This window comes from Rhizomicrobium electricum, assembly GCF_011762045.1.
Taxonomy (GTDB): Bacteria; Pseudomonadota; Alphaproteobacteria; order Micropepsales; family Micropepsaceae; genus Rhizomicrobium; species Rhizomicrobium electricum.
In genome coordinates this window covers 52,164-69,188 of sequence record NZ_JAASQS010000008.1, presented here as the reverse complement: position 1 = coordinate 69,188, position 17,025 = coordinate 52,164, and the positions used below count along the sequence as shown (strand labels likewise).

At 63.2% G+C, this 17,025-nt stretch carries 15 protein-coding genes; 6 read left to right on the top strand and 9 right to left on the bottom strand.

Translation table 11 applies throughout. The features are described from left to right. Nucleotides 1-29 precede the first annotated feature (29 nt). Genes FHS84_RS15965 through FHS84_RS15955 form a run of 3 tightly spaced genes read left to right on the top strand, consistent with a single transcriptional unit; the run spans nt 30 to nt 3,046 of the window. A complete protein-coding gene (locus FHS84_RS15965) occupies nt 30-1,625 on the top strand; it encodes a hypothetical protein (RefSeq protein WP_166936145.1) in 1,596 nt (531 codons plus the stop codon). Further along, nucleotides 1,595-2,566, top strand: a complete 972-nt coding sequence (locus FHS84_RS15960; protein ID WP_166936142.1) for a glycosyltransferase family 2 protein — start codon at nt 1,595-1,597, stop codon at nt 2,564-2,566. Before FHS84_RS15965 ends, FHS84_RS15960 begins: the two co-directional genes overlap by 31 nt. A gap of 15 nt (nt 2,567-2,581) precedes the next feature. Beyond that, nucleotides 2,582-3,046 (top strand): GtrA family protein, encoded by a 465-nt coding sequence (locus tag FHS84_RS15955; RefSeq protein ID WP_166936140.1) that lies wholly within the window; start codon nt 2,582-2,584, stop codon nt 3,044-3,046. Here FHS84_RS15955 and modC read toward each other — a convergent pair. Together modC and modB are read right to left on the bottom strand one after the other, a co-directional pair. Next, on the bottom strand, nt 3,024-4,088 hold the full coding sequence (modC, locus tag FHS84_RS15950; RefSeq protein ID WP_166936138.1) for a molybdenum ABC transporter ATP-binding protein: 1,065 nt from the start codon (nt 4,086-4,088) through the stop codon (nt 3,024-3,026). The two genes, FHS84_RS15955 and modC, sit on opposite strands and share 23 nt — an antisense overlap. Beyond that, nucleotides 4,085-4,771, bottom strand: a complete 687-nt coding sequence (gene modB / locus FHS84_RS15945; RefSeq protein WP_166936136.1) for a molybdate ABC transporter permease subunit — start codon at nt 4,769-4,771, stop codon at nt 4,085-4,087. Before modB ends, modC begins: the two co-directional genes overlap by 4 nt. A 124-nt stretch (nt 4,772-4,895) precedes the next feature. On the opposite strand from modB, the gene FHS84_RS15940 reads away from it, so the two are divergent. Beyond that, nucleotides 4,896-6,686, top strand: coding sequence for a hypothetical protein (locus FHS84_RS15940; protein WP_166936134.1), 1,791 nt, complete (start codon nt 4,896-4,898; stop codon nt 6,684-6,686). Between the two features lie 251 nt (nt 6,687-6,937). Here the strand turns inward: FHS84_RS15940 and FHS84_RS15935 are convergent, their stop codons facing one another. From FHS84_RS15935 to FHS84_RS15910, 6 genes are all read right to left on the bottom strand, one after another. After that, complete coding sequence (locus tag FHS84_RS15935; protein WP_166936132.1) at nt 6,938-8,086, bottom strand: hypothetical protein; 1,149 nt, start codon at nt 8,084-8,086, stop codon at nt 6,938-6,940. Nucleotides 8,087-8,169: 83 nt separating this feature from the next. Continuing rightward, entirely contained in the window at nt 8,170-8,589 is a 420-nt protein-coding gene (locus FHS84_RS15930; protein ID WP_166936130.1) for an ExbD/TolR family protein, read from the bottom strand. A 248-nt stretch (nt 8,590-8,837) separates the two neighbouring features. After that, nucleotides 8,838-9,263: an ExbD/TolR family protein gene (locus FHS84_RS15925; RefSeq protein ID WP_208393914.1), complete on the bottom strand. Its 426-nt coding sequence runs from the start codon at nt 9,261-9,263 to the stop codon at nt 8,838-8,840. A 36-nt stretch (nt 9,264-9,299) separates the two neighbouring features. Further along, nucleotides 9,300-9,746: an ExbD/TolR family protein gene (locus tag FHS84_RS15920; protein WP_166936128.1), complete on the bottom strand. Its 447-nt coding sequence runs from the start codon at nt 9,744-9,746 to the stop codon at nt 9,300-9,302. Between the two features lie 58 nt (nt 9,747-9,804). Then, on the bottom strand, nt 9,805-10,614 hold the full coding sequence (locus FHS84_RS22095) for a MotA/TolQ/ExbB proton channel family protein (protein WP_166936126.1): 810 nt from the start codon (nt 10,612-10,614) through the stop codon (nt 9,805-9,807). Between the two features lie 54 nt (nt 10,615-10,668). Continuing rightward, entirely contained in the window at nt 10,669-11,283 is a 615-nt protein-coding gene (locus tag FHS84_RS15910; RefSeq protein WP_166936124.1) for an energy transducer TonB, read from the bottom strand. A gap of 480 nt (nt 11,284-11,763) precedes the next feature. Here FHS84_RS15910 and FHS84_RS15905 point away from each other — a divergent pair, with 480 nt between their 5' ends. Both FHS84_RS15905 and FHS84_RS15900 read left to right on the top strand, forming a co-directional pair. Next, nucleotides 11,764-12,204, top strand: a complete 441-nt coding sequence (locus tag FHS84_RS15905; protein ID WP_166936122.1) for a VOC family protein — start codon at nt 11,764-11,766, stop codon at nt 12,202-12,204. 36 nt (nt 12,205-12,240) lie between these two features. Beyond that, on the top strand, nt 12,241-13,278 hold the full coding sequence (locus FHS84_RS15900) for a threonine aldolase family protein (RefSeq protein ID WP_166936120.1): 1,038 nt from the start codon (nt 12,241-12,243) through the stop codon (nt 13,276-13,278). A gap of 61 nt (nt 13,279-13,339) precedes the next feature. Here the strand turns inward: FHS84_RS15900 and FHS84_RS15895 are convergent, their stop codons facing one another. Further along, the gene (locus FHS84_RS15895) at nt 13,340-16,984 is read right to left on the bottom strand and encodes an autotransporter outer membrane beta-barrel domain-containing protein (RefSeq protein WP_166936118.1); all 3,645 of its coding nucleotides are present in this window, start codon (nt 16,982-16,984) and stop codon (nt 13,340-13,342) included. Nucleotides 16,985-17,025: the final 41 nt, after the last annotated feature.

The following is a 17,025-nucleotide window of genomic DNA, read 5'->3' as shown; positions in this document are numbered from 1 at the left end:
CTAGCCGGTTGCTTCGGCGCGGTCGTTTCATGCAGTCAGGCAGTATCTACAAGGCCGAGCGCCTTTCGCCGGCCGAAAAGGTTTTTCTCGGGGTCTCGCTCCTGATCTGGACCGTCTACACGGTCTGGTTGGGCAAAGACACGTCGTGGGATTTTCGCAACTACCACTGGTATATTCCCTACCAGCTCCTGAACAATCGCCTCGACGTCGACATCGCCGTGGCGCACCAGGGCAGCTACTACAACCCCCTGTCGGACGTGCCGTTCTATCTGTTGGCGCGCTACACGACGTCGTGGTTCGCCATCGCCGTGCTGGGCCTGATCCAGGCGCTCAACATCGTGCCGATGTACCTGATCGCACGGTCGAGTCTGAAAATCGCCGAACGTGAACTGGCCGCCGCCGCCTTGTCGTTCTTCGGCATGACCGGCGGCATGATGCTGACGCTCTACGGCACCCACTATTACGACAACGCCCTTTCCGTCTTCACGCTGACCGCGCTGGCGATCATCGTCCTCAGGCGGCAGGAGATGGCGGAAGGCCCGCTCCTCGCCGTCGCCAAATGGTGCGGCCTTGCAGGCCTTCTCACCGGGTTTGCCGCTGGCCTCAAATTGCCGATGGCGCCCTATGCGCTGGGCTTTGCCGCGGCGCTGGTGGCCGTCGGCGGCTCGCGCAAGCACCTCATCACGCGTCTCGTGGCGGGCGGCATCGGCGGCATCGCCGGGTTCTTCGCCGGCGCCGGCTACTGGATGCTGAAGATGCAAGAGGTGACCGGCAATCCGCTGTTTCCGTATTTCAACGACTATTTCAAATCGCCGCTGGCGCTGGCCTCGCCGTATCGCGACATGCGCTTCCTGCAGTACGGCTTCTGGAACAACCTGACCTATCCGATCCGCTTCTCGATCGACTACCGCATCGCCGACGACATTCCCTACGGCGATATCCGCATCGGCATCGGCTATGTCGTCGTGATCGTTGCCAGCGCGATCTGGCTCTTCGGCAAGCGCGCGAAAGAGGTGCTGTTCGATACCCAGGCGACTCGCATCCTGTTCGCGTTCGTCGCGGTGACCTACCTCGTCTGGCTGAAACTGTTCGCCATTCATCGCTATATCCTGCAACTCGAAATGCTGGCGCCGCTTCTGATCGCGATGGGCGTCGGACTGTTGCCGCTGGGGCGCAAGGTCAAGCTGGTGGCGATCGGCTGCCTGTTCTTCTTCGCACTCCTTTTCACCCGCACCGAGCACCTCGAAGGCGCGCCTCTCGGCGATCCCTACATCGCGGTCGACCTGCCTGCGATTCCCGATCCGGCCCATACCATGGTGGTGATGACCGGCGACGCCCCGCTCGGGTTTATCGCGCCATCGCTGCCGCCGCAGATACCGGTCCTGCGCATCGACGGCTGGATGATGCAGCCCGAAGACGGGTCTTTCCTGACGCAGGAGATGCGCCGCCGCGTTGCGGCCCACAAAGGCCCCCTCTTCCTGATCGCCGACGCCTATGATATGGGCCGCGCCAGCGCAGCGATCGTCGATTACGGCATGGCGATCGACTGGCAAAAATGCCGTATCTTCACAACAAACCTGACAGGGGCCTATCAATGGTGTCCGCTCTTGCGCCGAAACTGGTGACCCAGCTGGAACCCAGGCTGGCGGTGTTGATCCCCTGCTACAACGAAGCGGCAACTGTCGCTAAGGTAGTGGCCGATTTCCGCGCCGTGCTGCCCGGCGCCGACGTTTACGTCTACGACAACAACTCCAAGGACGAGACCTCCGCCCGCGCCCGCGAGGCCGGTGCCGTGGTTCGCTCCGAACTCCGGCAGGGCAAAGGCAACGTCGTGCGCCGCATGTTCGCGGACATCGAGGCCGACGTGTACATCCTGGTCGACGGCGACGACACGTACGATGCATCGGTCGCACCCGCCTTGATCGCGCAATTGATCGGCGAAGGCCTCGACATCGTGTCGGGCAAGCGCGTGGCGACCGGCGCGGCGGCTTACCGGCGCGGACACGTGCTCGGCAACAAGCTGCTCACCGGCCTTACCAGCCTGATGTTCAAAGTCCGCCTCGGCGACATGCTGACCGGCTACCGCATCATGTCGCGCCGGTTCGTCAAATCCTTCCCCACGGCAACCGAGGGCTTCGGCATCGAAACCGAACTCACCGTGCATGCGGTTCGCATGCTGGTGCCGATGGCGGAAGTCGATACCGTGTACAAGGAGCGGCCCGAGGGCTCGATCTCGAAGCTGTCCACCTATCGCGACGGCTGGCGCATCCTGATGACCATCGCCGGCCTGACCCGCCGCGAGCGGCCGCTGGTGTTCTACGGCCTCATCTTCATCTTCTTCTCACTGTTCACCTTCGCCGTCGGCTTGCCGCTGGTGATCGGGTATTTCGAGACCGGCCTGGTACCGCGCCTGCCGACCGCCGTGCTGGTGGCGTCGACCATGGTGATCGCCTGCCTGTCGCTGGTGGCCGGTCTCATCCTCGACACCGTGACGCGCGGCCGTTGGGAGCAGAAGCGGCTTACCTATCTCGCATTCCCCGGCCCCCACAACCTGCGGCGGCCGTAAGGAAGACCATCTCCCGTGAAAGATCTGTTCGATAAACTCCTCGCCTCCAAACTCGTGCGTTTCGGGGCAGTCGGCGGCGCGGGGATGTTCGTCAACCTCGCCGCGCTCGCGGTCGCGAAGGAAGTGCTCGGCCTGCACGACCTCTTGGCCTGGTTCTTCGGTTTCTTCGTGTCGGTGACCTTCACGTGGTGGGGCAACCGCACCTTCACGTTCCACGAACACAAAAGCAGCGGACACGTCGGCATCCTGGCCGAATGGTTCCGCTTCTTCCTGACCAACAGTTTCGGCGCCGGCGCCAATGTCTCCGTCTACGCCCTCTTGTTGTGGTGGGCACCGTGGCCGCTGGCGCTGCTGCGCGCCGATCTCAGGGCCTATCCGGCGCTCTGCGTCGGCGTTCTGGTCGGTCTGGTCTTCAATTACACCCTGTCGAAAAAGCTGGTGTTCCGGGCCAAGCGCGTCACCCCTCCCGCGCAACCGTAACGGCCTTCACCACGGCGTAAACCTGCTGTCCCGAGGCAAGCTGAAGCCGCGTCGCGGAGGCGCCGGTGATGCGCGAGACGAGCCGCGTGCCGCCGCACCGAAGCTGGACATCGACGTGATCGCCGACCGGCTTGATCGCAGCGATGGAACAAGGAAGCACGTTGTTGGCACTGATGGCGCGCGGCTCTTCCAGCGCCAGCATCAAATCTTCGGCCCTGAGCCGCACCCGCACTTTGGTACCCGCAGGCCGCGCCAGCGAAGGCACCAACAGCACACCGCCGTCGAAGGCGAGTCGCGTCAACCCGTCGGCCTGATGCTCCGCAACAGTGGCGTCGAGGACGGCACCGAGCGGCGGCACGCCCACCGGCGCCTCGACATCGGCGAGCAGATCGAACACCGGTCCTTGCGCCGTCACGCGGCCCTTCTCGATGACAACGATCTCGTCGGCGAGGCGCGCCACCTCATCGACCTGATGGCTGACGTACAGCATCGGCAGATCGGTCTCGCGCGCCAGCCGTTCGAGATAGGGCAGAATCTCGCTCCGGCGGGCCGCGTCGAGCGACGCCAGCGGCTCATCGAGCAGCAGCATTTCGGGCGAGGCCAGCAACGCCCGGCCAAGGGCGACACGGGCTTTCTCACCGCCCGAAAGATCGTGCGGACGGCGCCGCAGCAATCCGCCGAGATCGAGAATGCCGATGACATGCGCGATGCGCGCGGCATCCGCCTTCACCGGCGCCCGGCGCCAGCCGAACAGAAGATTGTCCTCCACCTCCATGTGCGGAAACAGCCGCGCGTCCTGAAAAACCACGGCAAGGCGCCGCGCTTCGGGCGGCACGAAAGTCTTCGGCGTCTCGGTCAAAACACGACCTCCCACAGCGATGCGCCCCTGGCGCGGCCGCATCAGGCCTGCGATAGCGGCGATCACGCGCGACTTGCCGGCGCCGGACGGCCCGAACAGCGCCGTCACCCGCCCTTTGGTGACAAAGGCGAGGTCGAGGACGAAGTCTCCCAAACGATGCTTGAGCGCGACCTCCAGGCTCATCGCCACAACCTCCGGGCCACGAGATTGCCGGCAGTGACGAACACCAGAGCGAGCACGATCGACACGATACAAAGCCGGGCGGCGACCACTTCGCCACCGGGCGCCTGCAAGGCGGCATAGATCGCCAGCGGCAGAGTCTGGGTCTCGCCGGGAATATTCGAAACGAAGGTGATGATGGCGCCGAATTCTCCCAGACTGGCGGCAAAGGCCGTGATCGCACCCGAAACGATACCGGGCAGCGCCAGCGGCAAGGTGATGGTACACAGCCGGTCCCACCAGCCGGCGCCGAGTGTTCTTGCGGCCTCGCCAAGCCCGGCATCGGTGGCTTCGAGCGCCAAACGGATGGCCCGGACCTGCAGAGGGAAGGTGATGAGGGCACTGGCCAACGCCGCCCCCGTCCAGGAGAAAACGAAGCGGATGCCGAACATCTCCCAGAGCCACGCGCCCACCGGTCCCCGGCCGCCGAACACGACCAGCAGCAGATAGCCGACCGCCACCGGCGGCAGGACCAGCGGCAAATGCACCACCGCATCCACCACGCCGGCACCGGGGAAGCGATGGCGGGCGACCAGAAGCGCCATCAGAACCGCGAACGGCAGCGCGGCGGCCACAGCGACCGCCGAAACCTGCAACGACAGGATCAGGGCCGTCGTTTCAGCGGGGGAAAGAAAGCCGGTCATCATGGGGAATTCTATGGTGAAACTGCGGGTCTCGTCATCGCTTCGCGAAAGCTTCGCAACTTCTCGGCTTGACGAGCCCGCTCAGTCTACTACCGTTCCGGGCATGGGGAAGTGGGGGCTATTGGCATTGACCGCGTTCGCGGTCGCCGCCGGGGCGCAAGACGAGCCGGCCGCGGTCGGCACGACGATCACCTTGCCCGATGGCCGCACGGCTACGGTCCAAGCCACGCCCAGTCCGACGCCGGACGCCGTGCCGGCGCGTGAACTGACGCCGGCCGAAATCCTCGCCGCCACATCGAAGAACTATCCATCCGGCACCTACCTCCTCAAATCCGATCGCTGGAGCGAAACCGACGAGCGCGAATACGGCGTCTTCATCGCCGAGCTCGGCGAATCCGGCTGCGCCACCGTCAACAAATGCCTGCACGATCCGCGTAATCCTTTCCGCGGCTCCGACCCGCCGGGTATCGCCTTCGCCGCCGATTGCGCCGACCTGCCGTATTACCTGCGCTTCTACTTCGCCTGGAAACGCGGACTTCCGTTCTCGTTCGCGGCCGAGGTCGCACCGCGCGGGCATACCCGCGACATGCGCTACACCGCGGCCGGCAACCGCGTCGAAGTCCGGCTCAATCCGGCCGGCTACAACGGCTATGCCATTCTCGATGTCCTGCGCGGCGCGATTTCTTCGGCCACCTACCGGATTCATCCCGAACTCGAAACGCCGGAAGAACAGGATTTCTATTCGCCGGTCCTGACGCCGGCGGCAATCCATCCCGGCACGGTGATCTACGATCCCAACGGGCATCTCGCCACGGTTTGGAAAGTCGAACGCAACGGCCGCATCCATTATCTCGACGCCCATCCCGACTACTCGGTGACGCGCGGCTTCTATGACGTCCGCTTCGTACGCTCCTCGCCCGGCATGGGTGCGGGATTCAAGAACTGGCGGCCGCAGAGACTCATCGGCGGAAAACGCCAAGCGGACGGCACCTACACCGGCGGCACCATCACCCTCGCCGCCAACAAGGACATCGCCGATTTCTCGGTCGAGCAGTACTTCGGCAACGGACCGCGTCCGGCCGAGGACCGCGACTGGAAGACCGGCAGCTTCACGCTGGCGAAGGAAACCGTCGACTACTACGACTTCGTGCGCGGCCAGATGGCCGGCGGCACACTGCTGTTCGATCCGGTGCGCGAAATCGGCGATATGGTCGATTCCAACTGCGCCGACCTGCATTACCGCGGCGATGCGGTGGATCTGGCGATCGCCGCGGGCCTACCCAAACGCGCCGAACCCGACCGCCTGCCGCCCAATATCTACGGCACCGAAGGCGACTGGGAGGCCTACTCGACGCCGTCGCGCGACGCCCGGCTGAAGACCGCCTTCAAGGAACTCTACGACAGCACCAAACGCTTTCTGTGGATGAGCAAACGGGGTGACGCCAAGCTCGCCTACAAAGGCAAAAATCTCGCCGGCGACCTGCTGAACGCCTACGACGCGCACGCAGCGCAGTGTCAGATCTCCTACATCCGCTCCAACGGCTCCAAGGTCGCGTTCGGCTACGAGGAGGCGCGCCGCCGCCTGTTCGACATGTCGTTCGATCCCTATCAGTGCCCGGAGCGCCGCTGGGGCGCCAAAGGCGAAGAACTCGCCACCTGCGCCGACGGGAAAAACAAACAGGCGTGGTACGAAGCCGAGAAATACCTGCGCAACCAGATCGATCGCACCTACGAGGCGCGAATGGATTTCGCGCTCGACGAATTGAAGGCTCCCGGACCGGGCAAGGGTGTCGCCGCCCCGCCCGAGACGGACGTCCGCCGTTGGCTGCTGACCCAGCCGGGCGGCCAAGCCGCCATCAAAGCGCGCCAGCCGGGCAAGGAAGCCGACAAGCGCAAACACTGGTGGTGGCCGCTCTAAAAATAGAAAAAGCCGCCCAGGCGGACGGCTCGGCTTACAGTTCATCGGATATAAGAGAAATGGGGAAACTACCCGCACGGTTCAAGGGGAGTTTTCAGGGTGCGACATAGTGAACAAAACGAGTACAATTCAGCGGCTTAGCTCGCAGACAATCGCGAGCGGTTTGCAGTCGCACCTTCTCGCCCAGCAAAAAAAACGAAAACGGCGGACCTTGCGGCCCGCCGTCTTGCGTCAGTTACGTGGAAATCGGCTCAGTGACCGCGGATGTAGAGCGACCACATCTGGGCGATCAGCTTGGCATTGGCCGACTTGGAGCCCTTGATCGCCTTGTCGAGGGTGCTGAGCGCCGCCGGCTTCTGCTTGGCGCCGTAGAGCGCGACCGCGAGGCGGACCTGGGCATTGTCGAGATCTTTGACGCCCTTGCCGATACCGGCCTTGATGGCGTCAGCGGCGTCGGCATAGCGGCCCATGCCGGACAGCTCTTCGCCGACCTTGATCAGGTCGTCGCCGGTCTTCTGCTTCTGAGCGGCGGCCAGCGCCTTGCTGATATTGGCGCTCTCGTCGGCGGCGTTCTTCTTGGCCATGCCGGCCAGACGCTGCGCACGCGCGTCAACCAGGAGCTTCGCCGCGACGCCCTTGTCGACCACGACCGCGGCTTCGTTCTGCACGCGGGCGGCGATCAGCATCTGCGACAGCATGAAGTACTCGTCGGCGCCCGTGAGATTGCCGGTGAGAAGCTTCAAGCGATAGATGTCGAGGGTCTGCGGGTCCGAGAGCTGCTTGGCGTGCTCGGCCTGCTTCAGGAGCTGGCCCCAATTTTCCGGGGTCGGGTTCTGCGACACCAGCTTCAGGGCGAGATCGCGGGCGGCGTTGTCGTCGCCGGCCTTGAAGGCGCACAGCATGCCGCGCTTGACCATTTCCGCACCGGCGCTGGCGTGGTTGTCGGCATAGCGCATGCAGCCGCGATAATCGCCGAGGCCTTCATAGGCCTGCGCGATCACCACCATCGACTGGGCATTGAGCACGCCGCGCTGACGCAGCGCGTCTTCGTCGGCGATCACGTCGCGATACTTGCGGGCATTCCAGTCGGCGTTGAACTTGGCCTGGATGCCAACCGCGGTGTCGGCGCAGGCGGAGCCCTTCGAGGCGGCCGCCACGTATTCCTTCATCTGGTTGGCGGTCTTGTTTTCTTCCGCCGACAGGCCGCCGACGGCTTCGGCCTGCTTCACCTTCGAGCAAGCGGCGGCATAATTGCCGGACTTGGCCAGCGAAAGCGCCTCCTGCAGGGGCTTACCGACCGACGAGCGCATCGCGGCGTCGGCAGGCATGGTGGCAACGACCATGGCGGCCGTTCCGAGCACTAGCGCCGTCGCAACGGCGCGGGTTTTCTTTGTGATCATCTCAGAGACCTCTATCTTCGCCTTAGGTACACAGGCGCCCCCGGGGATCCCCAAGGAGCCCAGTCCGCTCCCTCACTCACTTGCTATTGCATATACTGATCCAGGCCGACAAAGCCAATTTTTTTGACGCCTAAGCGCTGCGCGTCCGCGAGAACTTTCGCCACAGTGTCGTATCTGGCCAGTTTGTTCGGATTAAGGTGGATTTCCGGCTGCGGATCGGCCAACCCCGCGTCATAGAAATACGAATCCAGCGTTCCCCGATCCACCGCCGAGCCGTTCCAAAGGATCGTCCCGTCGAAGTCGATCCCGAGGTTAACAACCACGGGTTTGATCGGACTCTCGTGGCCCGGCCCGGCCGGCATGTCGAGCTTCACCGCATGGGTCTGGATCGGCAGGGTGATAATGAGAAGCGTCAGAAGCACCAGCATGACGTCGATCAGGGGCGTCATGTTGATTTCCATCATCGGATCGCCTTCGGCCTGCTTGGTCGACATTCCCGCCATGGCGCACCACCTTCCTTATGGGGTGACCGGCCTCGGCCTGTAGATCCCCCGATCCCGTCCGGCCCAACCGATCTCAGGCTAGCCTGACGTTCCCTTTGGGCATTTTTATGGTCTGCGCCGGCGCCGCAAAGCGGAACCGGCCGAACCGGTTAAAGCGGAGAGAATTTCCGCACGCGGACGAAGCCCCAAAAACGCCGACGGGCGCGCGAGGTCTCCCCCGCGCGCCCGCTCAGCAAATCCCCTCGGGACTATTGCATGTACTGGTCGAGACCGGTGAAGCCGATCTTCTTGACGCCCAGACGTTGGGCATCTGCCAGCACCTTGGCAACCACGTCGTACTTCGCGAGCTTGTTGGGCTCGAGATGGATTTCCGGCTGGGGATCCTGCGTCGACGCATCGAGGAAGTAACCGTTCAGCGTCGCCCGATCGACCGGCGAACCGTTCCACAAGATCGTCCCGTCGAAGTCGATGGTCAGTTTGACCTTCGGAATATCGATGAGCGGCTTGTTCGCGGAGGGGTTCGGTCGCGGCATGTCCAGCTTCACGGCGTGCGTCTGGATCGGCAGAGTGATGATGAGCAGAGTCAGGAGCACCAGCATGACGTCGATAAGCGGCGTCATGTTGATTTCCATCATCGGATCGCCTTCAGCCTGCTTGGTTGACATTCCGGCCATGGCAATAACTACCTTTTCAGTTCGCTACGCGAGCAATTACTCTTCGTTACGCGGTTCAGTGATGAAGCCGACCTTCGGAACGCCAGCCATCTGGGCGGCCAGAATGGCCCGACCAACGGCTTCAAAACGGACCTGCCTGTCAGCGCGAATGTGGACTTCCGGAAGCGGCGTTCCCGACTTGGCAGCGCGAAGCAGCGCAGCCAGGAAGCGGCCATGGAGTTCCGAGTAGGTCACCGGCACGTTGTTGTAGAACACTTCTTCTTCGGCCGTCACCGCAACCACGATGTTCTCGGGCTTGGTTTCGGTCGCGATGTTACGCGCGTTCGGCAACTGAACCGGCACGACCTTAACAATCACCGGGATGGTCACAAGGAAGATGATGAGCATCACCAGCATGATGTCCACGAGCGGGACGACATTGATGGTGGCGTTCAGATCGTCTTCGTCTACGTGACCGCCGGCACTTTGTACAAAAGCAGCCATATTACTTCTCCGCAAAGGGAGAGGCCGGCCCTGCCGGCCTCTCGCGTTTGCCCAATACTTACTTGCTGCCCTTCGAGATCAGGTAGGTCTGAAGGTCGCCGGCGAAGCCGCGGAACTTCTCGCCGATCACCTTGTTGCGGCGAACGAGGAAGTTATACAGCAACACGGCCGGAACGGCGGCGAACAGGCCGATGGCGGTCATGATCAGAGCTTCACCGACCGGGCCCGCGACCTTGTCGATCGAAGCCTGACCGGCAACGCCGATCGAGATCAGGGCTTGCAGAATGCCCCAAACGGTGCCGAACAGACCGACGAACGGGGCGACCGAACCCACCGAAGCCAGCCAGGTGATGCCACCGGCGAGCTTGGAGTTGGCGTCTTCGAGCTGGCGGGCCAGGCTCATGGCAATCCAGTCGTTCAGGCCGACGAGGGTGGTGCCGCCCTGCGAGGCGCGGACGCCGGCTTCGGCGAGACCGCGGAACACCGAGCTCTTCGGCAGCTTCTCGATGCCTTCGTTCAGGCTGGCCGAGGTCCAGAAGCGACGCTCGACGGACTTGGCCTGACCAAGGATCTTGTTCTGCTCAAAGAACTTCACGAAGAACACGTACCAGGTGCCGACCGACATGATCGCCAGGATCGCGAGGATCGACATCGAGACGGGGTTCTTCTGCTCGATGATGTGCATAAGGCCGTAAGGATTCTTTTTCTCGGCGCCGGCAGCGGCCTTGACGACCTGCTGACCAGGGGCCGGAGCCGCGGCGGTTGCGGCCGGAGCCGAGGGGGCGGTCGCCTGCGCCTGCGCGGGGCCGACGCTGAGACCGGTGAGAAGGACGAAAGCGGCTGCGATCGTCAGTTTCTTCGAGATCATTGCTGTACTACTCCGTAGCTTGTCGAATTTAACGCTTTTGCTTGCCTTGTTGTCTCAGTGCAGAACCCACTTCACTTCCGCTTTCCACGGAACAGCGACGGGGAGGTTGTCCTTGATCGCCGCCTTGTAGCGCCAGCTTGAGGCGCAGTTCACGGCGGCGTTGTCCAGACGCTCAGAACCGCTCGAGTTCACCACGTGCACGTTCTCGACGCGGCCTTCCGGCGTGATGGTGAAACCGATGGTGGTAGTGCCTTGCTCACCCAGGCGCACCGAAATGGCCGGATAGTCCTGCAAACAGATATGCGGCTTGCCGATGGAGGCAGGGGCCGAAATCGGCGGCGGCGTATTCACCTTGGACTGGGTGGTGATGGTGTTGACCGGCGGCGGGGCATCGGTCTGGATGACGATGTCCGGCGGCGGCACGAAGGGCGGCGGCGGCGCTTTCATTTCCGGCGGCGGCGGCGGCGGCTCCTTCTTCTCGATCTTTTCCTTGAGAACGTCGACTTTGATCTCGTCGGGAAGCTTGTCGATCAGCTTCTGTGCAAGACCCGCTGAAAGGGCCCAGCCCGAGATCAGCACGAGCGCGGCTGACGCGATGAGCGCCGGAAGCCGCTCAGGCGACAGCATCGACGGGTTGGCGGTCCTGATGGTGTGTAGTGGCTGTTCCATGGGTGTTTACCGGTACCTTGTAAAGATTCGACCCGGCGCTAACGCGCTAGGCCTCGCTGCTCCAGCAGACCAAGCTCACGCGTCCCCCACCGGGCGCTCACCCCGAGCGCGTCGTCGGTTACGCAATCGTAAACATCGTTCGTCAGCCGGTCCAGGGGGTCCATTGACAAATGCCAGTGTTGCGAAGTTTGGTTAACATTGTCTTGGACTTCCAAGACGTTCCGTGGCGACGCAAGCTCTCATAACAACGGCAGATAAAACGCAAGAGAAAATGTCCAATCTGGGGCAGCCCGCTTGTGGCGGACGGCCGCACAGACGGGCACTTTCTGCTATGCGGCAGGTGAAAAGAGCGTTGCGCCGCCTCGACTTCCGGATGCGATCCTTCGCCCCACCCGCGATTTGTGGTGCAGTGCAATATAGAATTTCTTTGCAGAATGCCTAACCGGCAGTCTGCAATTCCCCCCAAAAACGGAGGCACCGATGCGTTATCTCCATACCATGGTCCGGGTCGCCGATCTCGCTTCGGCGCTCGATTTCTACTGCGCCAAACTCGGCCTCGTCGAAACCCACCGGATGGAGAGTTCGGCCGGGCGCTTCACCCTCGTCTACCTCGCCGCCCCCGGCGACCGGCAGCGCGCGGCGGCGGAAAAGGCCCCGCTCGTTGAGCTTACATACAATTGGGATCCGGAGGTCTACAGCGGCGGACGCAATTTCGGCCACCTCGCCTTCGCGGTCGAAAACATCTACGAAACCTGCGCCAAATTGCAGGCCGCCGGGGTCGTCATCAACCGGCCGCCGCGCGACGGGCGCATGGCGTTCATCCGTTCGCCGGACGGTATCTCGATCGAGCTGCTGCAGGAAGGCGACGCGCTCGCTCCGGCAGAACCGTGGGCCTCGATGGCCAACACGGGCACATGGTGAAGATTGGCCGGCCTGCGATCCGGCCGTGGGGGAAGCATGAATTTCCTGTCTGACAACGCCTATGGCGCCTGGTCCGAAATCATCGCGGCGGTGACAGCCGCCGCCGACGGTCCGGCTCCATCCTATGGCGCCGATGCCTTGACGGCCCAGATCGGGGTCCAGTTCGAGCGCATCTTTTCGCGGCGCATCATGGCGTTCCCGGTGATCAGCGGCACCGCCGCAAACGCGTTGGCACTGGCCACCTTAAGCCCACCACACGGGGCGGTTTTTTGCCACGCCGAAGCGCACATTGCGGTGGACGAATGCGGTGCGCCGGAGTTCTTCAGCCACGGCGCGAAACTCATCGGCATCGAAGGCGAGCACGGCAAACTGACACCCGCTGGGCTTGCGACAGCGCTGTCGCATCACCTCAAAGGCTTCGTCCATCATGCCCAGCCGGCGGTGTTGTCGCTGACGCAATCGACCGAACTCGGCACCGTTTACACGCCCGACGAGATCGCAGCGCTCAGCCGTCTCGCCCACGAACACGGCATGAAGGTTCATATGGACGGCGCACGATTCGCCAACGCCGTTGCCCATCTCGGCGTGTCGCCCGCCGCGGCGACGTGGCAAGCCGGAGTCGACGTCCTCAGTTTCGGCGCCACCAAGAACGGCGCCATGGCGGCGGAGGCGGTCGTGTTCTTCGATCCCGCCGACGCCCGCGATTTCGAATACCGGCGCAAGAAGAGCGGCCATTTGGTCTCCAAGATGCGATTCGTGTCGGCCCAGCTCGACGCCTATCTCACGGACGACCGCTGGCTGGCACGCGCCGCCCACGCCAACCGGCTGGCGACACGCCTTGCCGACGGTCTCAAGGCCGTCGAAGGCGTCGAGATCGCCCACCCGGTCGATGCCAATGCCGTCTTCGTGTGGCTTCCGGACGAGCTCGCAGCCCGTCTCAGGAACGGCGGCGGCGCATTCTACGATTGGGGCCCGCCTGCCGGCGGACGCACCCTGATCCGCCTGGTGACGAGCTTCGCCACGCCGGAAGCGGACGTGGAACGGTTCGTGGCGCTCGCCGGCGGCCGCGCCTAGCAAAAGAAAAGGGCCCGACGGCGGTCTGCCGTCAGGCCCTGATTGCAGTCTTCGCGGCCAGCTAGATCCGACCGAGGATGTGCAGCGTTCCGACCTGCTGGAAGGCGCCGCCCGAACCCTTCACGAGATCGAAGCTGAGGCCCAGCGTCCAGGTGTCGGTGGTGGTGGAGATCGAGCTGCCGAGCACGAAATTGCCCTGGCTCGGATCGGGACCGGTCACCTCGAAGGTGGCGCCCGGAGCCGGAATCGGCGCGGACGTATCCGAATAGGCGAACGACGCCTTCAGCTTCACCGGATCGCTGACAAAGTCGTAGCGATAGCCGGCCCGCACTTCCGGCTGCAGGTAGAGATCCCACACCTTCAGATCGTAGCGGGCATCGAAGCCGAGGAAGGCGCGCAGCGACTTGGCGTAATATTGGCCGACCTTGAGATCGAAGCCGTCGCCGACCGTGGTCGTGGAGGGGTTCTTCTCTGTGTAGCCTTCTTCGCGCAGATACATGCCGTCGAGGTTGAACTGCGGCATGAACGTCGCCGCGCCGTAGGAGAACATCACGCCCGTCGCGATCGAGCCGGAGATCAAGGCACCGGCGTGGGTATTCTCGGCCTGGCGGATGTAATAGGTGGTGGTCGTCGGCATCAGCGCCAAGGTGCGCTTGCCGTCGATGTGGCCGTAGCCGGCATCGAGCTTGGTGTCGAGGAACAGGCCCTTGCCACGCCATGCCGAATACAGGCTCAAGAGATACCATTGCTGGTTCTGATGGGCGTTGCGCGACAGCTCGTTGACGTCGCCGGCATAGAAGGTGAGCGCGCCGCCGTACCAGCCGTATTTCGGGCTGCCGCCGTCGATACCGAGCGACAGGCCGAAGCCGTGGTCCTTGAAGCCCGGATTGGTCTTGAAGCCGGTGTTGACGTCGGTGGCGCCGGTGCCCGGATCCTTGATCATCTGGACGAATTCCTGGCCCCAGATGGTGAAGTCGCCGCTGGTCTTGCCGTACATGCGAAGGGCGCGCTGGCGCGCCGCCACCGGACCGGTCGCCGAGTCGGTGATCGAGATGGCGATGGCGCGGGTACCGCCGGTCACGCCGGGCGCCAAGTCGTTGTAGGCCTTGGCCGCCTCTTTGGCGTTGTGAATGCCGTTGAGGAAGGCCGCGCCGAGTTCGTCGTCGACCGCCAGCGCCAGATTGGCCTGCTGGAACAGGGTGGTGGCACCCTGGTCGCTCGGCAGCGCGACGGCGGCAACGGAATCGGGATTGAGGCCGAGTTCGGTGGTGTTCTTCGCGACCACGTTGATCAGCAGATAATCCTTGGTGCTGTCCGGCTTCGAGAAGTTCGCGCAGCCGCCAGGATTGCCGGTACTGCACATCGTCGCCGTCTTGAGCAGATAGGGGCGGGTCGAGTTGCCGCTGATATCGGTCTTGTTGTTGAAGTTGTCGATGATGCTCTGGCCGATCGACATCTGGCCTTGGGTCGCCGACATCAACACGAACTGATAGGCGCCGTTCTGCGCTTGCTTCGGCAGGAAGCTCGCGTAGGTCACGCCGAGATTGGCACCGTTGACGAAGCTGATCGCATCGGCCTGGATCATGCCCTTGCCGGTGAGCTGGCGATTGACGCCGAGATTGAGCGTGCCGTTCTTCTGGACGTTCACCGTCGACGCCGCCAGGGCCGTATCGGTGTTGAGCAGTGTCAGCGTGCCGTTGGCATCAATGTCGACCTTGACGCCGCTGTTTGGCGCGTTGGTGACCACCTTGCCGTAGAGTGCCGAATTCACGCCGATGTGCAGCTCGTCGACGCTGTTGGCATCGATCGTGTAGCCGTAGGTCACGTTGCCGGTGACCTGCGAACCGTAGTTGCTGGTGCCGACGAGATCCAAAACCTGATTGCTGCCGCCACCGAAGACGATGTCGCCCTTGATGACTGCGGCGCGCGTGTCGGTGGCGTAGTTCTTGATCGTAGTCCCGGTGGGATTGCCATTGATGCGGATCGCGATGGCAATCTGGCTGTTGTTGTCGAGCGCCGTCGGGGTCGACGACGAGGTCGAACTGACATAGCCGGCCGCGGCCGTAATCGTACCGGAGTTGACGATCGAAACGAGCTTTCCGGAATCATCCTCGATCGCGATCGCCGCCAGAGGATCGGTCGCGGTACCGCTGTAATACGGATTTCCCGACGAGTCCTTGGGATTGCCGGTCAAGGCCGCATTGGTGGTCGTCGCCATTGCGGAAATCGTACCGGTATTGATCAGCGAGGGAATTTCGGAATTGGCGCCCGAAATCCAGATGGCGCGGGCCGTACCGCCCCTGGTGCCGGAGACCTGCGCGGAAATCGAGCCGCCGCCCGAGCTCGAGCCCGACACCACCAACGCCGCCCGGTCGCCCGGATCGTTGGTGCCGGCGCCCGGCGCATTCTTCACGGTGTCGTTGACGCCGAACTTGACGTAATCGCCGACCACCAGGCCAAAAGCGTAGGTGTTCGTGCTGGAAGTCGCATCGTTGGACGTCTGGGCCGACGCCTGAATCGATCCGGCGTTGAAGAGGCCGCCGATCAGCACCGTCTGATAACTGGTGGCGCCGGCCAGATAAATGGCCTCGGTCGGCTTGTTGAAGTTGGTGTACTGCGCGCCGATGGTGCCGCGATTATAGAAGCTGAACCCCGGATTGGTGCTGTCGGTGTAGGTGTTTAGCGTAACCGCTGTGGACTGGGTTGACGATCCGACCACGATCGCCGCTCCGGTCCCCTGCATCGAGACCGACGCCGACGTGCTGCCGTTGCCGATCGAGACGCCTTTGCCGATACTGGCCGCGATGACCAGTGCAGGTCCCGCTTCCGCATTGGTCGTCGTGTTGACCTTGGAATAGTAGTTGTAGTTGTTGTTCTCGTTGAGAACCGACGTCACCAGCGAGCCGTCGATGGTCAGCGAACCGGTAATGCCCTGACCCGCGATCGCCATGCCGACGGCACCATGACCGTAGGACGCCATCGAGCCGGTCGACTGGATGATCACGTTGCCTTCGATCTTGCCGTACGACAAAAGGCCATACATGGCGGTGTTGACGCTGTTGTTGGTCGTTTCGGCTGTTGCCGTGACCGCGCCGCCGATGGTGAGATCACCCAGGAGCCTGCCGTACTTCAATGTCGTATCGCCGGACGAGCCGAGCTGAATGGCCGCCGAACTGTCGCCGGTGACGCTCAAGCTCGAGCCGCTGGCGAGCGTGATGGCGCCCGTGAAGGTACAGATCGCCGTGCACGCGTTAGAGGTGGTGTTGGTATCGAGATAGAGGCCGATCTTGCCCTTGCCCGAACCCGAGGCGGAAGTCACCGAATTGGAATCGAGATAGATGCCGGTGACCGACGACGTGCCGCCGCTGCGCGTGATCGACGTGCCGGTAAAGTCGGGATTAGCGCCCATGCCGACGTGAATGGCGATGGCGGCGTCCTTGTCCTTGGCGGAGATGGTGCCCTGGTTCAGGAGCCAGTTGTTGGAGTCGATGGTGATCGCCCCCTGGGTCAACCCCGAGACATTGACCGATCCGCCGCTCTGGATGGTGATGTTGCCGGCTTTCTCGGTGCCCTTGTCGCCCGAGACCAGAAACGCCCCCGTGGTGTAGGGATCCGACTTGGAGTCGGTGATCGTGGTGTCGGCCAACGCCGCACTCGTGAACAGGGCCGCAGCGGCGGTGGACAGCATCAAAATGCGCTTGCTCAAGGGCTTACCTCGCATCCATATGGCTCGTGGACCGGCTTACC